Annotated in this window: 16 protein-coding genes and 4 tRNA genes; 14 read left to right on the top strand and 6 right to left on the bottom strand. The window is 55.2% G+C overall.

Features of this window, described 5'->3' with window-relative positions:
* Nucleotides 1–166 precede the first annotated feature (166 nt).
* Complete coding sequence (locus C4J91_RS16970) at nt 167–829, top strand: peptidase C39 family protein (RefSeq protein WP_124363393.1); 663 nt, start codon at nt 167–169, stop codon at nt 827–829.
* A gap of 114 nt (nt 830–943) precedes the next feature.
* On the opposite strand, the gene pbpG is transcribed toward C4J91_RS16970, so the two are convergent.
* Nucleotides 944–1,867 carry a D-alanyl-D-alanine endopeptidase gene (gene pbpG / locus C4J91_RS16965; protein WP_124363392.1) on the bottom strand — a complete coding sequence of 308 codons (924 nt, stop codon included), beginning with the start codon at nt 1,865–1,867 and terminating at the stop codon, nt 944–946.
* Nucleotides 1,868–2,330: 463 nt separating this feature from the next.
* Between pbpG and C4J91_RS16955 the strand changes: the two genes are divergently transcribed.
* Nucleotides 2,331–3,506 (top strand): acyltransferase, encoded by a 1,176-nt coding sequence (locus C4J91_RS16955; protein ID WP_124363390.1) that lies wholly within the window; start codon nt 2,331–2,333, stop codon nt 3,504–3,506.
* A gap of 222 nt (nt 3,507–3,728) precedes the next feature.
* On the opposite strand, the gene C4J91_RS16945 is transcribed toward C4J91_RS16955, so the two are convergent.
* Entirely contained in the window at nt 3,729–5,774 is a 2,046-nt protein-coding gene (locus C4J91_RS16945) for an acyltransferase family protein (RefSeq protein WP_164484549.1), read from the bottom strand.
* 452 nt (nt 5,775–6,226) lie between these two features.
* On the opposite strand from C4J91_RS16945, the gene C4J91_RS27590 reads away from it, so the two are divergent.
* Nucleotides 6,227–6,397, top strand: coding sequence for a hypothetical protein (locus C4J91_RS27590; protein ID WP_164484548.1), 171 nt, complete (start codon nt 6,227–6,229; stop codon nt 6,395–6,397).
* Between the two features lie 343 nt (nt 6,398–6,740).
* Here the strand turns inward: C4J91_RS27590 and folD are convergent, their stop codons facing one another.
* Nucleotides 6,741–7,595, bottom strand: a complete 855-nt coding sequence (gene folD / locus C4J91_RS16940) for a bifunctional methylenetetrahydrofolate dehydrogenase/methenyltetrahydrofolate cyclohydrolase FolD (protein ID WP_124363388.1) — start codon at nt 7,593–7,595, stop codon at nt 6,741–6,743.
* Nucleotides 7,596–7,869: 274 nt separating this feature from the next.
* Here folD and C4J91_RS16935 point away from each other — a divergent pair.
* The 10 genes from C4J91_RS16935 to C4J91_RS16890 all read left to right on the top strand — a co-directional run bounded on the left by C4J91_RS16935 (nt 7,870) and on the right by C4J91_RS16890 (nt 17,296).
* Nucleotides 7,870–7,946 (top strand) — tRNA-Arg (locus C4J91_RS16935).
* Nucleotides 7,947–7,978: 32 nt separating this feature from the next.
* Nucleotides 7,979–8,054 (top strand) — tRNA-His (locus tag C4J91_RS16930).
* Nucleotides 8,055–8,109: 55 nt separating this feature from the next.
* Nucleotides 8,110–8,194 (top strand) — tRNA-Leu (locus C4J91_RS16925).
* Nucleotides 8,195–8,271: 77 nt separating this feature from the next.
* Nucleotides 8,272–8,347, top strand: a tRNA-His gene (locus C4J91_RS16920).
* A 400-nt stretch (nt 8,348–8,747) separates the two neighbouring features.
* Nucleotides 8,748–10,058 carry a trigger factor gene (tig, locus tag C4J91_RS16915; RefSeq protein ID WP_124363387.1) on the top strand — a complete coding sequence of 437 codons (1,311 nt, stop codon included), beginning with the start codon at nt 8,748–8,750 and terminating at the stop codon, nt 10,056–10,058.
* A 91-nt stretch (nt 10,059–10,149) separates the two neighbouring features.
* Entirely contained in the window at nt 10,150–10,785 is a 636-nt protein-coding gene (gene clpP / locus C4J91_RS16910; protein WP_124363386.1) for an ATP-dependent Clp endopeptidase proteolytic subunit ClpP, read from the top strand.
* 112 nt (nt 10,786–10,897) lie between these two features.
* Nucleotides 10,898–12,181, top strand: coding sequence for an ATP-dependent Clp protease ATP-binding subunit ClpX (clpX, locus tag C4J91_RS16905; protein WP_010209414.1), 1,284 nt, complete (start codon nt 10,898–10,900; stop codon nt 12,179–12,181).
* A 190-nt stretch (nt 12,182–12,371) separates the two neighbouring features.
* Complete coding sequence (lon, locus tag C4J91_RS16900) at nt 12,372–14,768, top strand: endopeptidase La (RefSeq protein WP_124363385.1); 2,397 nt, start codon at nt 12,372–12,374, stop codon at nt 14,766–14,768.
* 149 nt (nt 14,769–14,917) lie between these two features.
* A complete protein-coding gene (locus C4J91_RS16895; RefSeq protein WP_003174819.1) occupies nt 14,918–15,190 on the top strand; it encodes an HU family DNA-binding protein in 273 nt (90 codons plus the stop codon).
* A 231-nt stretch (nt 15,191–15,421) separates the two neighbouring features.
* Entirely contained in the window at nt 15,422–17,296 is a 1,875-nt protein-coding gene (locus C4J91_RS16890; RefSeq protein ID WP_124363384.1) for a SurA N-terminal domain-containing protein, read from the top strand.
* Nucleotides 17,297–17,442: 146 nt separating this feature from the next.
* Here the strand turns inward: C4J91_RS16890 and C4J91_RS16885 are convergent, their stop codons facing one another.
* Both C4J91_RS16885 and C4J91_RS16880 read right to left on the bottom strand, forming a co-directional pair.
* Entirely contained in the window at nt 17,443–17,868 is a 426-nt protein-coding gene (locus C4J91_RS16885) for a cupin domain-containing protein (protein WP_124363383.1), read from the bottom strand.
* Between the two features lie 112 nt (nt 17,869–17,980).
* Nucleotides 17,981–18,307, bottom strand: a complete 327-nt coding sequence (locus C4J91_RS16880; protein WP_124363382.1) for a carboxymuconolactone decarboxylase family protein — start codon at nt 18,305–18,307, stop codon at nt 17,981–17,983.
* 120 nt (nt 18,308–18,427) lie between these two features.
* Between C4J91_RS16880 and C4J91_RS16875 the strand changes: the two genes are divergently transcribed.
* Nucleotides 18,428–19,321, top strand: a complete 894-nt coding sequence (locus tag C4J91_RS16875; protein WP_124363381.1) for a LysR family transcriptional regulator — start codon at nt 18,428–18,430, stop codon at nt 19,319–19,321.
* Nucleotides 19,322–19,378: 57 nt separating this feature from the next.
* Here the strand turns inward: C4J91_RS16875 and nhaA are convergent, their stop codons facing one another.
* Nucleotides 19,379–20,728: a Na+/H+ antiporter NhaA gene (gene nhaA, locus C4J91_RS16870; RefSeq protein ID WP_124363380.1), complete on the bottom strand. Its 1,350-nt coding sequence runs from the start codon at nt 20,726–20,728 to the stop codon at nt 19,379–19,381.
* Between the last annotated feature and the right edge of the window lie 157 nt (nt 20,729–20,885).

The following is a 20,885-nucleotide window of genomic DNA, read 5'->3' as shown; positions in this document are numbered from 1 at the left end:
TGGACAGTCTAGCTACCCGGTGGTTGCCTGCTATTGACCAATGGTCGTGTCTGTCCAACTCGTTTGCTCTATCGCCGGCGTTTTACCTACGCTGAAGGCTATACCCCCGCCCAAGAGCGTCCTATGATCGGGGCCCTCACCGGCAGTTGATCAAGAGAGTAAAAAATTGCGCTTACGGTCGAACCTTAAAGCATCCATCCTGCTGGCCTGCGCCCTGGGGCTGACGGCCTGTTCCAGCCATCCTTCGAAACTCCCCGGCCTGCCGGAGCGGGTTGAACTCAACGGCGTACCGACCTTTCGCAGCGAGGCTTATCAGAGCGGTCCTACGGCTCTGGCCAGCATGCTGTCGCAACAAGGCATTGTCATGACACCAGGGTTGCTGGATAAGCCGCTGCACTTGCCAGGCGCCGAAGCGGACCTTGAGCGCAACATGCCGAAGCTGGCGCGCGAATACGGGCTGATGGTGTATCCACTGGAGGCCAGGCTGACCGCAGTGCTGGCGCAGGTGGCGGCGGGTTACCCGGTGATGGCACGGATCAACTCAAGCTTCTGGTCCGACCCGCGCTATGTCGTGGTGGTGGGATTCAACCAGCAGAAGAGCACGGTGCTGTTGCGTTCCGGCAGGGAGCGGCGATTGATGATGGGCTTCAGCGACTTTGAGTCGGCGTGGAAGAGCGCAGGGAATTGGGCGATTCTTACCCAGCGTCCGAGCCAGTTGCCGGCGAATGTGGATGCGCAGCGCTGGCGCGAGGCGGCGAATGCTACGGCCCAGGCCGGGCAGGAAGGGGCGGCGGCCCAGGCTATCAAGGTCCTGGCAGAACGAAAATAATAAATGTGGGAGGGGGCTTGCCCCCGATGCGCTGGATCAGTAGATATTCATGTATCTGACCCACCGCTATCGGGGGCAAGCCCCCTCCCACATTTGATCGGTGCTGTCAGTTGACTAGCGACGCACTTCTGTCACACCTGCACGGTTCTTCAGGTTCTTGTCAGCCTTGTAGCGCAACGCCACATCCGGCACCGCGCCGCCCTTGCCGGTTTCGACCCAGCTGCGAATACGACTGGCATCGGCGAAGTGGGTGAATTTGCCGAAAGCATCCAGGATCACCAGCGACACCGGGCGGTTACCCATGCTGGTCACCAGCACCAGGCAATGCCCGGCCTGGTTGGTAAAACCGGTCTTGGTCAGCTTGATGTCCCAGTTGGCCCGGTTGATCAAATGGTCGGTGTTGGAGAAGCCCAGGGTGTAGTTGGGCTTGCGGAACGCCACGGTTTTTTCCTTGGTGGTACTCAGTTGGCTCAACATCGGAAACTTGCGCGCATAGGCCAGCAGTTTGCTCAGGTCGCGGGCGGTCGACACGTTATGGATCGACAGTCCCGTAGGTTCCACGTAGTGGGTGCTGGTCATGCCCAGCGCCTTGGCCTTGGCGTTCATCGCGGCAATGAACGCCGCGTAACCGCCCGGGTAATGGTGGGCCAGGCTCGCGGCGGCGCGGTTTTCCGAGGACATCAGCGCGATCAGCAGCATTTCCTTGCGCGGCATTTGGCTGCCGATCTTCACCCGGGAGAACACACCCTTCATCTCCGGGGTGTCGGTGATGTTGATGTCGATGTATTCATCCATGTCCTGCTTGGCTTCCAGCACGATCAGGCCGGTCATCAGCTTGCTGACGGAAGCGATGGGGACCACCACGTCGGGGTTGCTGGAATAGATGACCTTGTTGGTCTGCAGATCCACAAGCATGGCGCTGCCGGAGGCGATTTGCAGTTTGGAGGCGTCACGCGGGGCCAAGGTGGTTTCGGCAGCGTTTGCGAAGGTGCCCGTCAGTGCAAAAAATAGGCTGACAATGGAAAGACGAATTTTCACGCGGATGAACTCGCTAAAAAGTAAGAAGTACCGTTTGGGAACGGGTTTGGTGACAAATGGCGTTACATTTTAGGAGTATGGATCAGAAAGCGATAGAGAGCCTTTAAATAAAGGCTGTAAGCCGATGATTGGTTAGGGTTGTACCGTGCTTTTACCAATCAAGGCTTTGCTCAAGCTTTCCAGCAGTCAACCAGACCATCGTTGATGAAAGCTCTTTCGCATAGGTCGTCAGCAGTACTGGGATTCTGTGTCCAAGTTGTCCCGTGATGAAGGCAGTGCCGAGGCGCGCCGCTGAACAGCTGGATCGACGTGCGACTCGAAATGCAGAAGATTGAAACGCCACTACCCACAGCCATCACTGAAGAGTAACCGTCCGTCGATTGAGCGCTACGGCCATGGCCGCATCTCTGCCAACTTTGTGGATTGCTGAAGCGGTGCCGAAGAACTAAGTAAGTACAGGGTTATGCATCCCTTGACTGCTCACGCGGACAGGAGCAATGACTTTTCACCTCACCTGGTGTCTTGGATTCAGGCGATTTTTAAGGCAAGCTCACGGTCTTCACATGGCCGTAAAAAGTCAATAGCGTGGTTTAAATTGAAAAACGATCAGTGTCTGTGGGTGCATTATGTAAAAGCTGCAGCGATAGCTATGGTCGTGGTATTGCACGTTGCTGCACCCTATCTCTATCAGTTAGGCGAGATATCGCAGAGTGAATGGAGTATCGCAAATATTTACGACTCGTTTGTTCGCTCATGCGTACCATTGTTTTTCATGTCTTCTGGTTTTTTGCTTTTACGCAAGAGTGAATCTGTTTCCGTTTTTTTTGCCAAGCGAATTAATAGGGTCCTGTGGCCTCTGGTTTTTTGGTCGGTGATATATGTGTTCTGGAAAGTATACTACCAAGGCTCGCAGTTTAGCGATTTCGGTAATTTCGGTAAATTTATCTTTACCCCCGTTAGTTATCATCTGTGGTATCTGTATGCAATAATCGGGTGCTATATGTTTTTGCCTTTGCTCAGAGTTGTTGTCGCCTCAGGTGATGACAATGTTCTGGTGTATTACTGTGCGCTTTGGTTTTTGTCTATAACGGTATCACCGCTAGTTGATAAGTATTTTGGCGTAAAATGGCAGTTCGATTTTTCTTATGTTTCTGGCTATATTGGTTATTTTGTTCTTGGCTATCTACTTGGAAAGAAAGACTACAAGTCTTATCATGCAGTTATTGCCGTGTTATCCATACTCATTTGTTTTTCGATAATTACATGCATGACTTCTTATTTGACGGCAAACAATGACGGTATTTTTGTCGGTGATTTTTATAGTTATCTCTCTCCGCTGGTTGTCGTTGCATCAGCGTCTTGGTTTGTTTGTATCAAATTTTTATCCGGCATATATGTTCTTGATCCAGCAAAAAACATTAATCGTCTCGTTTCTTCTGTCAGTGCATGTAGTTTTGGTATTTATTTGATTCATGTGATTTTTTTAGATGTGTGCGGTAGCGCCCTTGAGTCACTGCTGCCGATGTTGTTCAGTACCCCTTACACCAATATACCCGTGCTCTCTGGAATTGTTTTCGTCGCGTCATATCTGGCTATATTGTTGCTCAGAAGAATTAAATTTATAAATCGCGTTGTCTGAGTGTAGAGTTCTCACTTCGCCCTCAGAGAAAAATGAATAAAGGCTAAGGAGATCGGTCTTTTCTTCGAGTGCCTGGGTTGCGAGATGATTCACGGCATCTCCACTGGCGCCGGCCCTGGTCCGCACAATGGCTACAATGGCGATGCCGAGTCGCCCACATTCACATCATCGGTGCTAATCCGCTACAACTGGTCGGACGGTCCAGGGTTTTCCGTCCTTCTGCTAGTTATTGCCTCTGAGGGAGTCGCTGTGGTTTAAAGCCGAGACAAGTTTGTCTTTGAACGCATGGATCGCAACCACTGATCCCGCCTTTGATAGGTGAAACGAATCACTGTAGTAAACTTTTTCATCGCCATATACCTTGCAAAAACGATTTTCGCAAAAGACACTGAACGGGTTTAAAAAGGTAACGCTCGGTGTTGAGGCGGCAAATCTTTCAAGCGCAGAATTACCGCTTATGGTGGGAATACCATCCTCCTTAACCCCTAGATGTTGTTCGCAGTCAGAAGAAAAAAATCTAGGACGACTGAAGCACCCGATTACATCAGATTTGCCGGCGCCTGGTACGTTGCCTACAATCACGAGCTGTCTGTTACCAATTCGGGTTTTTAGCTCTGCCAATTTCTCCGTTACAAATCGGTAGCCGTCATCTTCTGTGCCATTCAATATTTTCTTTTTGGTATTTATCGGCGCAGCGCTCACTAATTGCTCCATCCAAAACTGGCTAATGACGACGATTGTATTAGGGCTTTTGTCTATCACGTCCAGCGCGTTATCCAGTGCGCTTTGACAGCCTTTGTCGTGGTCTTCACCTGGAACGATTTTTGTCATGCCTGGCAACATCATGCATCCATAAACGCTGATGTAGATGCTTTTATTGAGGGGCTTGGCGATTTCAAGGTCAAGCCCCGTCGCGTAATGTCGCGCATGGCTGTCGCCAATCACAACCATGTCAGCCATACCGTTCTGCCCCCCGCTTATCCACCCTTTCCATGGGTAGTCCGCGCCGCCGTATTGATCCATATGGAACTGTTTGGAGTTTGCCAACTGTTCGGCAACACCTGCCGGAAGCGGGCTAAGGCGCCACTGCCAACCATGGCCCGTTAAAACAGTTACGGCGGTGATGCTTATGAAAGCGGCAAGACCGCCGCAGGCCGGTATGAAGCCGAGTTTTGGCGCTATGCTTTTCGCATTTGCACTTTTGCGGAAAGGAGTTTCGATATAACGCTGGAATATAAATCCTAAGGCTAGTGACGCGGTTACTATGACTAACTGCTCTATGAGGTCAAGGTTTATCTTCGTATAATATTTGTAGAATACGATGATCGGCCAGTGCACTAGGTAAACCGAGTAACTTATAAGGCCAATCTTAACCATGATTCTGTTGCGTACAACCCAGCCGGCGTATTTTGCATTTACTGAATAAATCACTAAGGCTGCGCCAATACATGGAGCCAGTGCATTGTAGGATGGAAATAGTGTTTTTTCCGTATAAGAGAAAACAGCAAAAAATATAAGCGATAGACCGATAACCATTAAGAGGTCAAGCTTAAGCGTTTGCTCTTTAGCCTTCGGTATCCACACCAATGCAGCACCGATAGCAAATTCAAAAACCCTGAATGGTGTGAAAAAGTATATCAGAGAGACAGTGTCGCTGGCTTTCTCACCCATTAGGTTCTGCCACCAGCCCGCAGAAGCGATACCACCGTCGGTAACCACTATATTTAGAATAAGGCTGGTGATACCGCTCACCACAATAGCGATTATCGGCGCGCTTCTAGATTTTCTAGTTAATAGAAAAACCAGAGCGGCCGGCCAAAGCAAATAGAACTGCTCTTCGACACTAAGAGACCAAGTATGAAGTAATGGCTTGAATTCCGAAGCGGTATTGAAATAGCCACTTTCACTCCAGAAAACGAAGTTAGAGACTGACAGTATTGAGCTTATGACTTCCCTGCCAAACCGCTGAAAGTGCTGTGGCGTAAACATTAGTATGGCGAATACGAATGTTAGTAAAATTGTAGCGAATAGCGCGGGGAATAGGCGCCGAATGCGCCGGGTGTAGAACGTCTTAAAAGAAAACATTCCTGTCTGTTTTACTTCGTCAGTAATCAGATTTGTGATCAAATATCCACTGATTACAAAGAAAACATCCACTCCGACATAGCCACCGCCGAAGGTTGATAGCCCAGTGTGAAACAATAAAACAGTCATCACGGCGATAGCGCGCAAGCCATCAATGCCTGCAACGTACTTCGATAAGTTCATTTCCTTCTCCATGGATAAAGCACGTCCTTTTTTTACTAGTGTCTGGCTTTGCTTTTGCTCTGAAAGCTTAACTGCTTTCTGTAGCTTTTTTTCTTGAGCGTGTCGAGCACTGGCGATCAGCGGAGGATTCTACAAGAGAATATCGAACATGTCAGGCTTGTGATTAGGTAAGTGTTGGCAGGGTGCTGCAGATTGCAATATCTCCCTAGTACCAGGATAGTCTCGCCCCAATTTGCTTGGCCTTAATCATCCTTTATGCATTGTTTTATGCAGACGCTATTCGTCGGTGTACGACTCCATCCGCCGATATTGCTGCAGAACGCTGCAATGAAGCGGGATGCCGCTGCACTTGGATAGTCTTCCGCACATAGTGGTCTGCGCTCATCGGTGCCTATGAACAGCTCACGCCTGGTCAATATCTACACTGTAGGCAATGGCCTCGAGTATTCGTCATGAGTATTAAACTCCAGCACATCAACGCACTGGAGGTGTGGCTTGCCCTACGCAACGATCCAAAATTCCTATTAGCCACCCCGGAGGAGCGCTACGAAACCCGACTTGCACTCGCTGATGACCTGAAGCAGCAGCGCTTGATCAATGAATCCGAATGGGTGAGTTCATAGAGGAAGCGGTTGCGGCATGCCGGCGAGTTAGATTAACGGCTGCTTATACACCTTTACCTCCATCAGCAATCGTTGGTTCTCCCCGAGCAGGTGGTCGTGCTAGTCCGAAACGATCTTCATGCTTCGCACGGACGCAAAAAATTAGCCAGACCCTGCATTCACTAGGTTTGGCTACGTGGAAAGCGTAGAGTTACACGGAGTTTATATAAGGAGTGTGGAGAAGAAACTGTCGAATGTTGTTCCAGAGCCGGACGAAAGTACTTAAAAACTATGAATAAACAGGTTTTTTTTGGACAATAAAAAGCCCCGCGATAAAGCAGGGCTTTTTCAGTACGCCTGGTTATCAGCTGTGCAGGGTTTCTGCTGCATACAGCGTGTTTTCCAGCAGGCACGCCCGGGTCATCGGGCCTACACCGCCGGGAACCGGGGTGATCCAGCCGGCGCGGGGCAGGGCGGTCTCGTACACCACGTCGCCCACCAGCTTGCCATCATTTTGGCGGTTGATGCCGACGTCGATCACGATCGCGCCTTCCTTGATCCACTCACCCTTGACCAGGCCCGGCTTGCCCGCGGCGACCACCACCAGATCGGCGCGGCCCACATGACCGGCGAGGTCCTTGGTGAAGCGGTGGGTAACGGTCACGGTGCAGCCGGCCAGCAACAATTCCATGGCCATGGGGCGGCCGACGATATTCGAGGCGCCAACCACAACCGCGTCGAGCCCATACAGATCGACCCCGGTGCTTTCCAGCAGAGTCATGATGCCTTTGGGCGTGCAGGGGCGCAGCAGTGGGATGCGTTGGGCCAGACGGCCGACGTTATAAGGGTGGAAGCCATCGACGTCTTTGTCCGGGCGGATGCGTTCCAGCAGTTTGGAAGCATCCAGGTGCTCGGGCAGCGGCAGCTGGAGCAGGATGCCGTCCATGTTCGGGTCATCGTTGAGGCTGTCAATCAGGTCGGTCAGGGCCTGTTGAGTGGTCTCCGAAGGCAAGTCATAGGCTTTAGAGATAAAGCCGACCTCTTCACAGTCTTTACGCTTGTGCGAGACATAAACCTGAGAGGCAGGATCGCTGCCGACCAGGATCACCGCGAGGCCAGGCGTGCGCAGGCCTTGCTGGCGACGCTCGGTGACGCGTTTGGCGATCTGCTGGCGCAGGCTGGCGGCGATTGATTTGCCGTCGATAAGTTGTGCAGTCATTACGCGTGATTAACCATCGAGAGGGGGAAGAAAAGTGCGCGCATTCTCGCACGCCAGGGCGCGAGGGCAAAGGCGCTTGGTCTGCAAATTGCCCTAACCCCTTAAATAAAATCAGTTTTTTTCAAAAAAGATTTGACGGGTTTCGGGACCCTCTATACTATTCGTCGCACTTGTCGGGCACAGCCTAGCACTGGTTAGAAGGTCAAGCAGAATTGTTGTGCTGCAAGACTGGAAACACTTAGTTTGTAATCCTCCAAGAGTACAGATTAATCAGGCGCCCGTAGCTCAGCTGGATAGAGCATCCGCCTTCTAAGCGGATGGTCGCAGGTTCGAGTCCTGCCGGGTGCGCCATTAGGCAGCTTTGGCACAAGTAGCGTTAGATGGTGGGCGTAGCTCAGTTGGTAGAGCACGGGATTGTGACTCCCGTTGTCGAGGGTTCGATCCCCTTCGTCCACCCCATATTTGAAAGGCGCCAGATTAATCGTCTGGCGCCTTTGCTTTAAGAGCTTCAAGCGCGGATGTGGTGGAATTGGTAGACACACTGGATTTAGGTTCCAGCGCCGCGAGGCGTAAGAGTTCGAGTCTCTTCATCCGCACCAAATAAAACGTTGCTCGGCCGTCAGGCAGGGCAGGGTTCAACAAAGAAGTGGTTTGGTTTCTTTGTTAACGCAATATGGTGGGCGTAGCTCAGTTGGTAGAGCACGGGATTGTGACTCCCGTTGTCGAGGGTTCGATCCCCTTCGTCCACCCCATATTCGAAAGGCGCCAGATTTAACAGTCTGGCGCCTTTTTTGGTTTTGGCGGTTTGATTATCTCGGCGGTCGCAGGTACTGGGCCGCATCGGCAGTGCGTTTCGTCGTATTTGTGTGTCTCGATGATGCCGCGTTGCCTGTCCGCTCCGTTCGCGGGGTGGGCCGTCAGGGAGATGAATGGCAGCTTCTTCTATATATAGAGGGGCGGCGCAGAGCCCTGGCGCAATTGGCTGTATTTGTCACCGGGGCGAGGTACTTCAGTGCCTTCGTACCGATAAATTGCCGGCGGTTTCCGGGTGTATTTTCAGTAGGGTGACTTCTTGAGTTTGACCCACTAGAATGCATGCCCTTGATTGGGGTCGGAAATGGCCGGCTAATGTCTGTGCAACGAGGAATATCCATGCAAGTTTCTGTTGAAAATACTACTGCTCTCGAGCGCCGCCTGAGCATCACTGTGCCGGCAGAGCGTATCGAGACTGCGGTCAACAAGCGTCTGCAGCAGACTGCCCAGAAGGCCAAGATCGCTGGTTTCCGTCCAGGCAAAGTGCCAATGAGCGAAATCAAGCGTCGTTTTGGTGCCGATGCGCGCCAGGAAGCTGTAGGTGACGTGATCCAGGCTTCCTTCTACGAAGCCGTTGTCGAGCAAAAGCTGAACCCGGCTGGCTCGCCTTCGATCGAGCCCAAGTCCCTGGAAGCCGGCAAGGACCTGGAATACGTAGCCGTATTCGAAGTGTTCCCGGAATTCGAAGTAGCGGGCTTCGACGGTATCGCTATCGAGCGCCTGAGCGCCGAAGTGGCTGATTCGGACCTGGACAACATGCTGGAAATCCTGCGCAAGCAGAACACCCGTTTCGAAGTGGTCGAGCGTGCCGCCCAGAACGAAGACCAGTTGAACATCGATTTCGTTGGCAAGGTTGACGGCGAAGTATTCGCTGGTGGCTCCGCCAAGGGCACTCAGCTGGTGCTGGGTTCCAACCGCATGATCCCTGGCTTCGAAGACGGCCTGGTTGGCGCCAAAGCCGGCGAAGAACGCGTTCTGAACCTGGAATTCCCTGCTGACTACCAGAACCTGGACCTGGCCGGCAAAGCCGCCGAGTTCACCGTGACCGTCAACAGCGTTTCCGAGCCTAAGCTGCCAGAGCTGAACGAAGAGTTCTTCGCGCAATTCGGCATCAAGGAAACCGGTATCGAAGGCTTCCGCACCGAAGTTCGCAAGAACATGGAGCGTGAGCTGCGTCAAGCGATCAAGTCCAAGGTCAAGAACCAGGTCATGGACGGTCTGCTGGCCGCCAACCCGATCGAAGTACCTAAGGCCCTGCTGTCCAACGAAGTGGATCGCCTGCGCGTACAAGCGGTTCAGCAGTTTGGTGGCAACATCAAGCCTGACCAACTGCCGGCCGAGCTGTTCGAAGAGCAAGCCAAGCGACGCGTCGTGCTGGGCCTGATCGTGGCTGAAGTGGTCAAGCAGTTCGACCTCAAGCCAGACGAAGACCGTGTTCGCGAAATGATCCAGGAAATGGCGTCGGCCTACCAGGAACCTGAACAGGTCGTGTCTTGGTACTACAAGAACGACCAGCAGCTGAACGAAGTACGTTCGGTTGTGCTGGAAGAACAAGTTGTGGATACTGTTCTGCAGAAGGCTAAGGTGACCGATAAAGCGGTCTCTTACGAAGAAGCAGTCAAACCGGCGGAAGCAGCACAAGCCGACTGATTGTCCAACTCGTTGGAAATTCAACCATAAGCCAGCCTCGCGCTGGCTTATGCGTTTTCAAGACATGACTATTTGGGAGTAACTGCAGAGCATGTTCCGTAATTCCTATATTCAGCAGAACTCTGATGTCCAGGCCGCTGGCGGCCTGGTCCCGATGGTTGTCGAGCAGTCCGCTCGTGGTGAACGCGCCTACGACATCTACTCGCGCCTGCTCAAGGAGCGAGTGATCTTTCTGGTTGGCCCGGTAGAGGACTACATGGCCAACCTGATCTGTGCGCAACTGCTGTTCCTTGAAGCGGAAAACCCGGACAAGGACATCCATCTCTACATCAACTCGCCGGGCGGTTCGGTGACTGCGGGCATGTCGATCTACGACACCATGCAGTTCATCAAGCCGAACGTGTCGACTACCTGCATTGGCCAGGCCTGCAGCATGGGTGCATTCCTGCTGACCGCCGGCGCCGAGGGCAAGCGTTACTGCCTGCCGAACTCACGCGTGATGATTCACCAGCCACTGGGCGGTTTCCAGGGCCAGGCATCGGACATCGAAATCCATGCCAAGGAGATCCTCTTCATTCGTGAGCGCCTCAACACGCTGATGGCCAAGCACAGCGGGCACACACTTGAAGAAATCGAGCGTGATACCAACCGTGACAACTTCATGAGCGCTGAAGCCGCCCGTGAGTACGGGTTGATCGACGCAGTGATCGAAAAGCGCCCCGCTTAATATAAGCCGCTCAAAATAGGGCTGGTCGGCATGTCCGACCACTGGCGGGCTTGAAAAAGCCCGCATAAGCCTTCATCTTGTGTTGCAAGCCTATCGGATTTGGATCGAACGAATGACTGACACCCGCAACGGCGAGGACAACGGCAAGCTGCTCTATTGCTCCTTCTGTGGCAAAAGCCAGCATGAAGTACGCAAATTGATTGCCGGCCCCTCGGTGTTTATCTGCGACGAATGCGTCGACCTGTGCAATGACATCATCCGCGAGGAGGTGCAGGAAGCCCAGGCCGAGAGCAGTGCGCACAAACTCCCATCGCCTAAAGAAATCAGCGGCATCCTTGACCAGTACGTGATTGGTCAGGAGCGTGCAAAGAAGGTTCTGGCCGTAGCGGTGTACAACCACTACAAGCGCTTGAACCAGCGTGACAAGAAAGGCGACGAAGTCGAACTCGGCAAGAGTAACATCCTGCTGATCGGCCCTACAGGCTCGGGTAAAACCCTGCTTGCGGAAACACTCGCTCGCCTGCTGAACGTTCCGTTCACCATCGCCGACGCCACCACCCTCACCGAGGCTGGCTACGTGGGTGAAGATGTCGAGAACATCATTCAGAAACTGCTGCAGAAGTGCGACTACGACGTAGAGAAGGCCCAGATGGGTATTGTCTACATCGACGAAATCGACAAGATCTCGCGCAAGTCGGACAACCCGTCCATCACTCGGGATGTTTCCGGTGAAGGCGTGCAGCAAGCACTGTTGAAGCTGATCGAAGGCACGGTCGCTTCGGTACCGCCCCAGGGCGGCCGTAAGCACCCGCAGCAGGAATTCCTGCAGGTCGATACGCGTAACATCCTGTTTATCTGCGGCGGTGCGTTCTCCGGGCTGGAAAAGGTTATTCAGCAGCGTTCCACCCGTGGCGGCATTGGTTTCAGCGCGGAAGTGCGTAGCAAGGAAGAAGGCAAGAAGGTAGGCGAGTCCCTGCGTGAAGTCGAACCTGACGATCTGGTCAAGTTCGGTCTGATCCCGGAATTCGTCGGTCGTCTGCCGGTCCTGGCCACGTTGGACGAGCTGGATGAGGCGGCTTTGATTCAGATCCTCACCGAGCCGAAAAACGCCCTGACCAAGCAATACGCCAAGCTGTTCGAGATGGAAGGTGTGGACCTCGAGTTCCGTACCGACGCGCTCAAATCAGTGGCCAAGCGGGCATTGGAGCGCAAGACCGGTGCACGTGGTCTGCGTTCGATCCTTGAAGGCGTGTTGCTCGACACCATGTACGAAATCCCCTCGCAGTCCGAGGTGAGTAAGGTGGTGATCGACGAAAGCGTTATCGAAGGCAAGTCCAAGCCACTGTATATCTACGAAAACAGTGAGCCGGCTGCCAAGGCTGCACCTGACGCGTAAGCGTCTTTGCAGTGGCGGTACAAGCAAGGGGCCTTTCGGGGCCCCTTGTTTTTTTCGGGTGTTTTTGCGGGATGGCAGATTAAATCGCGTTTATTCATGCGTTTAAGTGCTGGCATTGCGCTTGTTTTTTTTGCATGCAACCCCCATCTTGGTTTCAAGCTTATTTTTCAACTGTCATAGAGGCGAAATCATGAAGACAACCATCGAATTGCCTCTCCTGCCGTTGCGTGATGTCGTCGTCTATCCGCACATGGTTATCCCGCTGTTCGTGGGGCGCGAGAAGTCTATCGAAGCCCTCGAGGCCGCGATGACGGGCGACAAGCAGATCCTGCTGTTGGCCCAGAAGAATCCTGCTGATGATGATCCAGGCGAAGACGCCCTGTATCGGGTCGGCACCGTTGCGACTGTCCTGCAATTGCTCAAGCTGCCTGACGGTACCGTCAAGGTACTCGTGGAAGGCGAGCAGCGCGGCGCGGTAGAGCGTTTCATGGAGGTGGATGGTCACCTGCGCGCCGAAGTGGCGCTGATCGACGAAGTCGAAGCCCCTGAACGTGAATCCGAAGTGTTTGTGCGCAGCCTGCTTTCGCAGTTCGAGCAGTATGTGCAATTGGGCAAGAAAGTCCCGGCTGAAGTCCTCTCGTCGCTCAACAGCATCGATGAGCCAAGTCGCCTGGTCGACACCATGGCTGCGCACATGGCGCTGAAGATCGAGCAGAAGCAGGACATTCTCGAAATCATCGATCTGTCAGCCCGTGTCGAGCATGTGCTGGCGCTGCTGGATGGCGAAATCGACCTGCTGCAGGTTGAGAAGCGCATCCGCGGCCGCGTGAAGAAACAAATGGAGCGCAGCCAGCGCGAGTACTACCTGAATGAGCAGATGAAGGCCATTCAGAAAGAACTCGGCGACGGCGAGGAAGGCCATAACGAAATCGAAGAGCTGAAAAAGCGTATCGATGCCGCCGGCTTGCCGAAAGACGCGCTGACCAAGGCCACGGCCGAGCTGAACAAGCTCAAGCAAATGTCGCCGATGTCGGCCGAAGCCACTGTGGTTCGTTCCTACATCGATTGGCTGGTGCAGGTGCCGTGGAAGGCTCAGACCAAGGTACGCCTGGACCTGGCCCGTGCCGAAGAAATCCTCGATGCCGATCACTACGGCCTTGAAGAGGTCAAGGAGCGTATCCTTGAATACCTCGCGGTGCAAAAGCGCGTGAAGAAAATTCGCGGCCCGGTGTTGTGCCTGGTCGGTCCGCCTGGGGTGGGTAAAACCTCGTTGGCCGAGTCGATTGCCAGTGCGACCAACCGCAAGTTCGTGCGCATGGCCCTCGGCGGCGTGCGTGATGAAGCGGAAATTCGTGGCCATCGCCGGACTTACATCGGTTCGATGCCAGGAAGATTGATTCAAAAGATGACAAAAGTGGGTGTGCGCAACCCGCTGTTTCTGCTCGATGAAATCGACAAGATGGGCAGCGACATGCGTGGCGATCCGGCGTCGGCGTTGCTTGAGGTGCTCGATCCCGAGCAGAACCACAACTTCAACGACCATTACCTGGAAGTCGACTACGACCTGTCTGACGTAATGTTCCTGTGCACCTCCAACTCCATGAACATTCCGCCAGCGCTGCTGGACCGGATGGAGGTGATTCGTCTGCCGGGTTACACCGAAGACGAGAAGATCAACATCGCCGTCAAATACCTCGCGCCCAAGCAGACTGCGGCCAACGGCCTGAAGAAAGGCGAGATCGAGTTTGACGTTGAAGCCATTCGTGACATCGTGCGCTATTACACCCGCGAGGCCGGTGTACGGGGCCTTGAGCGTCAAATCGCGAAGATCTGCCGCAAGGCGGTCAAGGAGCATTCCTTGGAAAAACGCTTCTCGGTGAAGGTGACGGCCGATGCGCTGGAGCATTTCCTGGGTGTGCGTAAATTCCGCTACGGCCTGGCCGAACAGCAGGACCAGGTAGGGCAGGTGACTGGCCTGGCGTGGACTCAGGTGGGCGGCGAGCTGCTGACCATCGAAGCTGCCGTGATCCCGGGCAAGGGCCAGTTGATCAAGACCGGTTCTCTCGGCGATGTGATGGTCGAGTCAATCACCGCCGCGCAGACCGTGGTGCGCAGTCGCGCCAGAAGCCTGGGTATTCCCCTGGACTTCCACGAGAAGCACGACACCCATATTCACATGCCGGAAGGCGCTACGCCGAAGGACGGCCCGAGCGCCGGTGTAGGCATGTGCACGGCGCTGGTGTCGGCATTGACCGGTATTCCGGTGCGCGCCGATGTGGCGATGACCGGGGAAATTACCCTGCGCGGCCAGGTATTGGCCATCGGTGGGCTGAAAGAGAAATTACTCGCTGCACACCGGGGTGGAATCAAAACCGTGATCATTCCTGAAGAGAATGTTCGCGACTTGAAGGAAATTCCTGACAATATCAAGCAGGATCTTCAGATTAAACCGGTTAAATGGATTGACGAAGTCCTGCAAATTGCGCTGCAATACGCGCCGGAGCCCTTGCCGGATGTGGCTCCGGAGATTGTCGCGAAGGACGAAAAACGCGAGTCGGATTCCAAGGAAAGAATTAGCACGCATTAAGGTGTTGAAGCCTGGGGGGCTTCCTTGACAGCTTTTTAGAGCCCTTGTTATAAAGCGGCTCTTAAGTGTCTGTAGGCCATTCAGCACTGGTTTTTGCTTTTTACCAAAAAACTTAGAATCATACTCATAGATATATAAGGGGACTTAGAGTGAACAAGTCGGAACTGATTGATGCTATCGCTGCATCCGCTGATATCCCGAAAGCTGCTGCCGGCCGTGCGCTGGACGCAGTAATCGAATCCGTCACTGGCGCTCTGAAGGCCGGCGACTCCGTGGTACTGGTAGGCTTCGGTACTTTCTCTGTGACTGACCGCCCAGCTCGCACTGGCCGTAACCCACAGACCGGCAAAGCACTGCAAATCGCTGCTGCCAAGAAACCAGGTTTCAAAGCCGGTAAAGCCCTGAAAGAAGCCGTTAACTAAGCTTCGATCAAGCCTTTGCTTACCCGGGTCAGACGTAGGTCTGGCCTGGCAGCGGAGCGGTAGCTGACCCACGTATCCATTGGGTCGCCACGCCGGGGGTCAGAGTTCAAACCCCCGTCCGCTCCGCCAGTTACGAGAAGGCGCATCCTCGGATGCGCCTTTCTTCTATCCGGATTCTACCCACGCTCCACGGTTGCCTATTTTTGATGTTCAACCGTTTCTGGGGGACGCATGCTGCAAAATATCAGGGACAATTCACAAGGCTGGATTGCCAAGACCATTATCGGGATCATCGTCGCGTTGATGGCGTTCACCGGTATCGAGGCTATTTTCCAGGCTTCGGGTAATAACAAGCAGGACGTGGCCAAGGTCAACGGTGAGGAAATCACCCAGACCGAATTGAGCCAGGCCGTCGATATGCAACGGCGCCAGCTGATGCAACAACTGGGCAAGGATTTCGATGCTTCCCTGTTGGACGAAAAACTGCTGCGCGACGCGGCCCTCAAGGGCCTGATCGACCGCAAGCTGCTGCTGCAAGGTGCTGCTGATGCCAAGTTCGGCTTCTCGGAAGCGGCCTTGGACCAGGTGATCCTGCAGACGCCGGAGTTCCAGGTAGACGGCAAGTTCAACGCCGAACGCTTTGACCAGGTGGTCCGTCAACTGGGCTATACCCGCCTGCAATTCCGTCAGATGCTGACTCAGGAAATGCTGATCGGCCAAGTTCGCGCAGGCATCGCCGGCAGTGGTTTCGTGACCGATGCCGAGGTGCTGGCATTTGCCCGCCTGGAAAAACAGACGCGCGATTTTGCCACCGTCAACGTTAAAGCCGACCCGGCAGCGGTGAAACTCACCGATGACGAAGTCAAGGCGTACTACGACCAGCACGCCAAGGAGTTCATGACCCCGGACCAGGTGGTCATCGACTACCTGGAGCTGAAGAAGTCGTCGTTCTTCGACCAGGTCACCGTCAAGGACGATGAACTGCAGGCTGCCTACGAGAAAGAAACCGCCAACCTCGCTGAACAGCGTCGTGCCGCGCACATTCTGATCGAGGTCAACGACAAGGTCACCGAGGCGCAAGCCAAGGCCAAGATCGAAGACATCCAGGCGCGCCTGGCCAAGGGCGAGCAGTTTGACGCCCTGGCCAAGGAGTTCTCCCAGGATCCGGGTTCGGCCAGCAATGGCGGCGATCTCGGGTTTGCCGGTCCTGGCGTCTACGATCCAGACTTCGAGACGGCGCTGTACGGCCTGAAGCAGGACCAGGTGTCGGTGCCGGTGCGTACGTCCTTCGGTTGGCACTTGATCAAGCTGCTGGGCGTTGAAGCACCCGAGGTTCCATCGTTCGCCAGCCTGAAAGACAAGCTGACCCGCGAGCTCAAGACCCAGCAGGTTGAACAGCGGTTTGTCGAAGCGACCAAGCAATTGGAAGATGCGGCATTCGAAGCGTCCGACCTGGCCCAGCCGGCGTCCGATCTTAAGCTGACCGTACACACTTCCGCGCCGTTCGGCCGTGAAGGTGGCGAAGGCGTCGCGGCCAACCGTGCCGTGGTCACCGCAGCGTTCAGCCCGGAAGTGCTGGATGAGGGTGCCAACAGCAGCGCCATTGAGCTCGATCCGGAAACCATCATCGTGCTGCGCGCCAAAGAGCACCTCAAGCCTGCCCAGCTGCCGCTGGAAAAGGTTGCCACGGCGATTCGCGCACAGATGACCAAGGAGCGTGCGAGCGCTGCCGCCAAAGCCCATGCCGACGAGCTGATCGCCGGCCTGCGTGATGACAAGATCGCCCTGAGCCAGCCGATTGACGGACAGGCCTGGAAGGTGACTGAAGCCGCTACCCGTGGCCAGGAAGCTGTCGACCCTGCCGTGCTGCAAGCGCTGTTCCGCATGCCCAAGCCTGCGGGCAAGGACAAGCCGAGCTTCACCACCGTCAGCCTGCGCGATGGCAGCCAGGTGATCGTGCGCTTGAACGGTGTCAATGAAGCTGCTGCGCCTACGGACGAAGAAAAGGCGCAATACCGCCGCGCCCTCGCTTCGCGTATTGGCCAGCAGGATTTTGCGGCCTACCGCAAGCAGCTGGAAACCCAGGCAGACATCAAGAAGTTCTGATGCCGGCTTGAATGAAAAGACCCCGTCCTGAAAAGGCCGGGGTCTTTTTTTTGCGCCGTTTAAAGCTCAGGTTGACCCGCGATACCTGCCATCCGGGGCGACGATTGCCAACGTAGCCATCCATCACAGCATCGACGCCAACGTGGTCAGCTTACGAGCGCACCGCCGAGGTATTGTTCGTCGGTCACCGGCTCCATCCAGTCAGTATTCTTGCCATCGATCGTTTCGGTGACCGCGAAATGGGACATCGCAGTCGTCGCAGCAGCGCCGTGCCAATGCCGTTTCCCGCAAGCACAGGAGACTACGTCACCCGCGCGAATCTCGGTTCGCTGGCCACCTTCGCATTGAACCCAGCCGACACCCGTCAATACCACTAGCGTTTGACCCCCCGGGTGAGAATGCCAAAAGGTGCGCGCGGATGGCTCAAACGTGACGATGGCGCCCGTTGCTCGACCAGGTGCTGTTGCCTGGAACATAGTGTCGATACGAACCGAGCCAGTGAACCAAGTGTCAGGGCCCTTTGCAGATGGCTTGGTTCCGTTGCGGATGATGGTTAGGTCTGAATCACTCATGGAATTCTCTCTTAGTCGCGGGTGGCTTGAGCACGTAATGCGCCACCGATAGTGGGCGGCAGCTGCCACGTCAGTGGGCACCTGCGTTGCGGAAAATATTCACAGGCCCTGCTTATTTACCGGTCTCCTCGAACACCTTACGAGCGGTATTCAGTGCGGTCGCCGCGACGGGCCAGCCGCCATAGAACGCCAGATGGGTGATCGTTTCGATGATTTCTTCACGGGTCACGCCATTCTCAAGGGCAAGCTTAAGGTGGTACGGCAACTCGTTTTGACGGTAAAGCACAATCAGGGTGGTGATGGTTACAAGGCTGCGGTCACGAGGTGAGAGACCGGGCCGTTTCCACACATCATCGAACAGCAGGTTATCGGTGTATTCGGCAAGCGCCGGAGCTACATCGCCAAAAGCCTTATGGGCTGTGCCTTTTTCGTATGCCATCAGAATTTCCTTCCTTTCACTCGGCAGCGAGGCTGCGCTAGATCAGAAACTAAAGTAACAGCCACGATTGGTTCTGATAACGTGCTTAAAATTGATTAGATATATAAGGGGGGCTTATCAATGCACAAGCAGACCGCTTCCGACCTCGTCACGTTTTTAGTGGTTGCACGAGAACAAAGCTTTACCAAAGCAGCGAAGCAACTGGGTGTCTCCCAGTCGGCGCTGAGCCAAACGATGCGGGCATTAGAGACGCGCTTGGGCGTAAGGCTCCTCACTCGGACGACCAGGCGCGTGTCACCCACTCAGGCCGGCGAGCGCCTGCTGCAATCGGTCGGCCAGCGGTTTGCGGAGGTCGATGCGGAGTTAGAAGCGGTTACTGCATTGGGCGAAAATCCCAGAGGTACTCTGCGCCTCGCGGCTACCGAAAACGCCGCGGCCACCGTGCTCTGGCCCAAGCTGGAGAAATTCCTTCCTCTGTACCCAGAAATCAAAATTGAAATTGTCGTAGATGTAGGGCTGACAGATATCGTGGGCGGGCGTTTCGATGCTGGCATTCGACCTGGCGAAACGGTCGCGCAAGGCATGATAGCCACCCGGATAGGGCCGGACATGCGCATGGCGGTAGTCGGTACGCCCGTGTACTTCGAGAAGTACGGACAGCCGCAGGCGCCCTCCGACTTGACGTTTCACAACTGCATCAACCTGCGACTTCCTACACATGGTGGACTGTACGCTTGGGAATTCGAGAAGAACGGTCGAGCTGTAAACGTCCATGTGGACGGTCAGCTTGTTGTTGGATCTGCGTCCCTCATTTTGATGGGGGCTCGATCAGGTCAAGGGCTCGCGTACCTACCTGAAGAGCAGGTGAGATCGGACATCGAACACGGCAGCTTAATTCGTGTTCTAGAGGACTGGTGCCCGCCGTTTTCCGGATATCACCTGTACTACCCAAGTCGACGCCAACCCACACAAGCGTTCAGCCTCCTCGTGGATGCGTTGCGCTATCGCGATTGACGTCGTTTGGAGCGCCGGTCGGCCGCTTTTTACGCCGCACGCTTATGGCGGTGGCGCTTAGCTCTCAGATTTCTTGCCTGAGAACTTGAGCTTGCCCCAGCTCAGGCCGATGACCGCCGCCAGGGTCGAGGCCGTCAATACGCTCAGCTTGGCCGCCGCCAGCAAAGCCGGGTCGGAGAAGGCCAGGGAGGAGATGAAGATCGACATGGTGAAACCAATCCCCGCCAGCAGACCCACCAGGCCAACACCTGTCCAGGTAACGCCGTCCGGCAGCTTGCAGAGGTTGAGCTTGACCAGCGTGATGCTCGCCAGCATCACGCCGATGGGTTTGCCCAGCACCAGGGCGAAGATGACGCCCATGAACACACCCTGGGGCAGGGGATCGTCCAGGTTGAAGCCGCTCAGGCTGACACCCGCATTGGCCAGGGCGAACAGCGGCATCACGCCGAACGCCACCCATGGATGCAGCGCCGATTGGACCCGCTGCACTGGCGGTAATATTTCCCGCTGTGCTTCGCGCAATTGCTTCAACGGCTGGGTAACGTGACCTGGGCCTTCAGGCGACTGGGAAAAGCGCTCCATCAATTCGTTGAACGTGCGGCCGATGGTGTCCAGCGGGCGCTCGGTGGTGGGCTTGGAGTTAACCGGGGTCATCAGCCCAAGGATCACGCCGGCGAGCGTCGGATGAACGCCGGTCTTGAGCAGGCCGAACCACACAATCGCCCCTGGCAACAGGTAGATCGCGGCCTTGCTGATGCCCATGCGCTGGAAAACCAGCACCAGCGCCAGCCCGGCGACGGCAATCACCAGCCCCATGTAATCGAGGCTGGCGGTGAAGAAAACGGCAATGATCAGGATCGCCACGATGTCATCGATAATCGCCAGGGCCAGCAGCAAAATACGCACGCCGCCGGGAATCGACTTACCCAACAGTGCCAGCACGCCGACGGCAAAGGCGATGTCCGTCGCGGTGGGCACGGCCCAGCCACTGGCGGCGGCGGTGCCGTGGTTGAGCAGGGTGTAGATGAGCGCCGGCATCAGTACGCCGCCCAGCGCAGCGCCCAATGGCAGCGTGGCCAGCTTGAGGTTGGCGAGCGCGCCGTCCTTGATTTCCTGACGAATCTCGGCGCCCACCACCAGGAAGAAGATGGTCATCAGGCCATCGTTGACCAGGAAATGCAGGGAGCGCGACACGCTGTAGTCGCCCAACCCAAGGGTGACCGGCGTGTTCCAGAAGTGCTCATAGGTGTCGGCCGCCGGGCTGTTGGCCCAGATCAATGCGACGATGGCAGCCAGCAGCAGGACGATGCCGCTGACGGCTTCAATTCGTGAAAAGCGCTCGAGGGCCGACAGTGCGCCCTCGGTCAAACGCTGAGGACGAGGGATGGCAGGGTGTTTATCAGGCACGACAGATCTCCATTGGCGGCCCGACCAACGCTTATCCTTTAACCTGCGCTGTGCCATATGCAGCAGCGCACCCAGGGCGATAATAGGAAGTTGGGGAATAAGTTGTAAACAAACTTGTCATAGTCAGCGGCACCGGTCCCAAAAGCCTGTGACGTTT

This window comes from Pseudomonas sp. R3-52-08 (assembly GCF_003851745.1).
Taxonomy (GTDB): domain Bacteria; phylum Pseudomonadota; class Gammaproteobacteria; order Pseudomonadales; family Pseudomonadaceae; genus Aquipseudomonas.
This window is presented reverse-complemented; position numbering and strand designations above follow the sequence as displayed.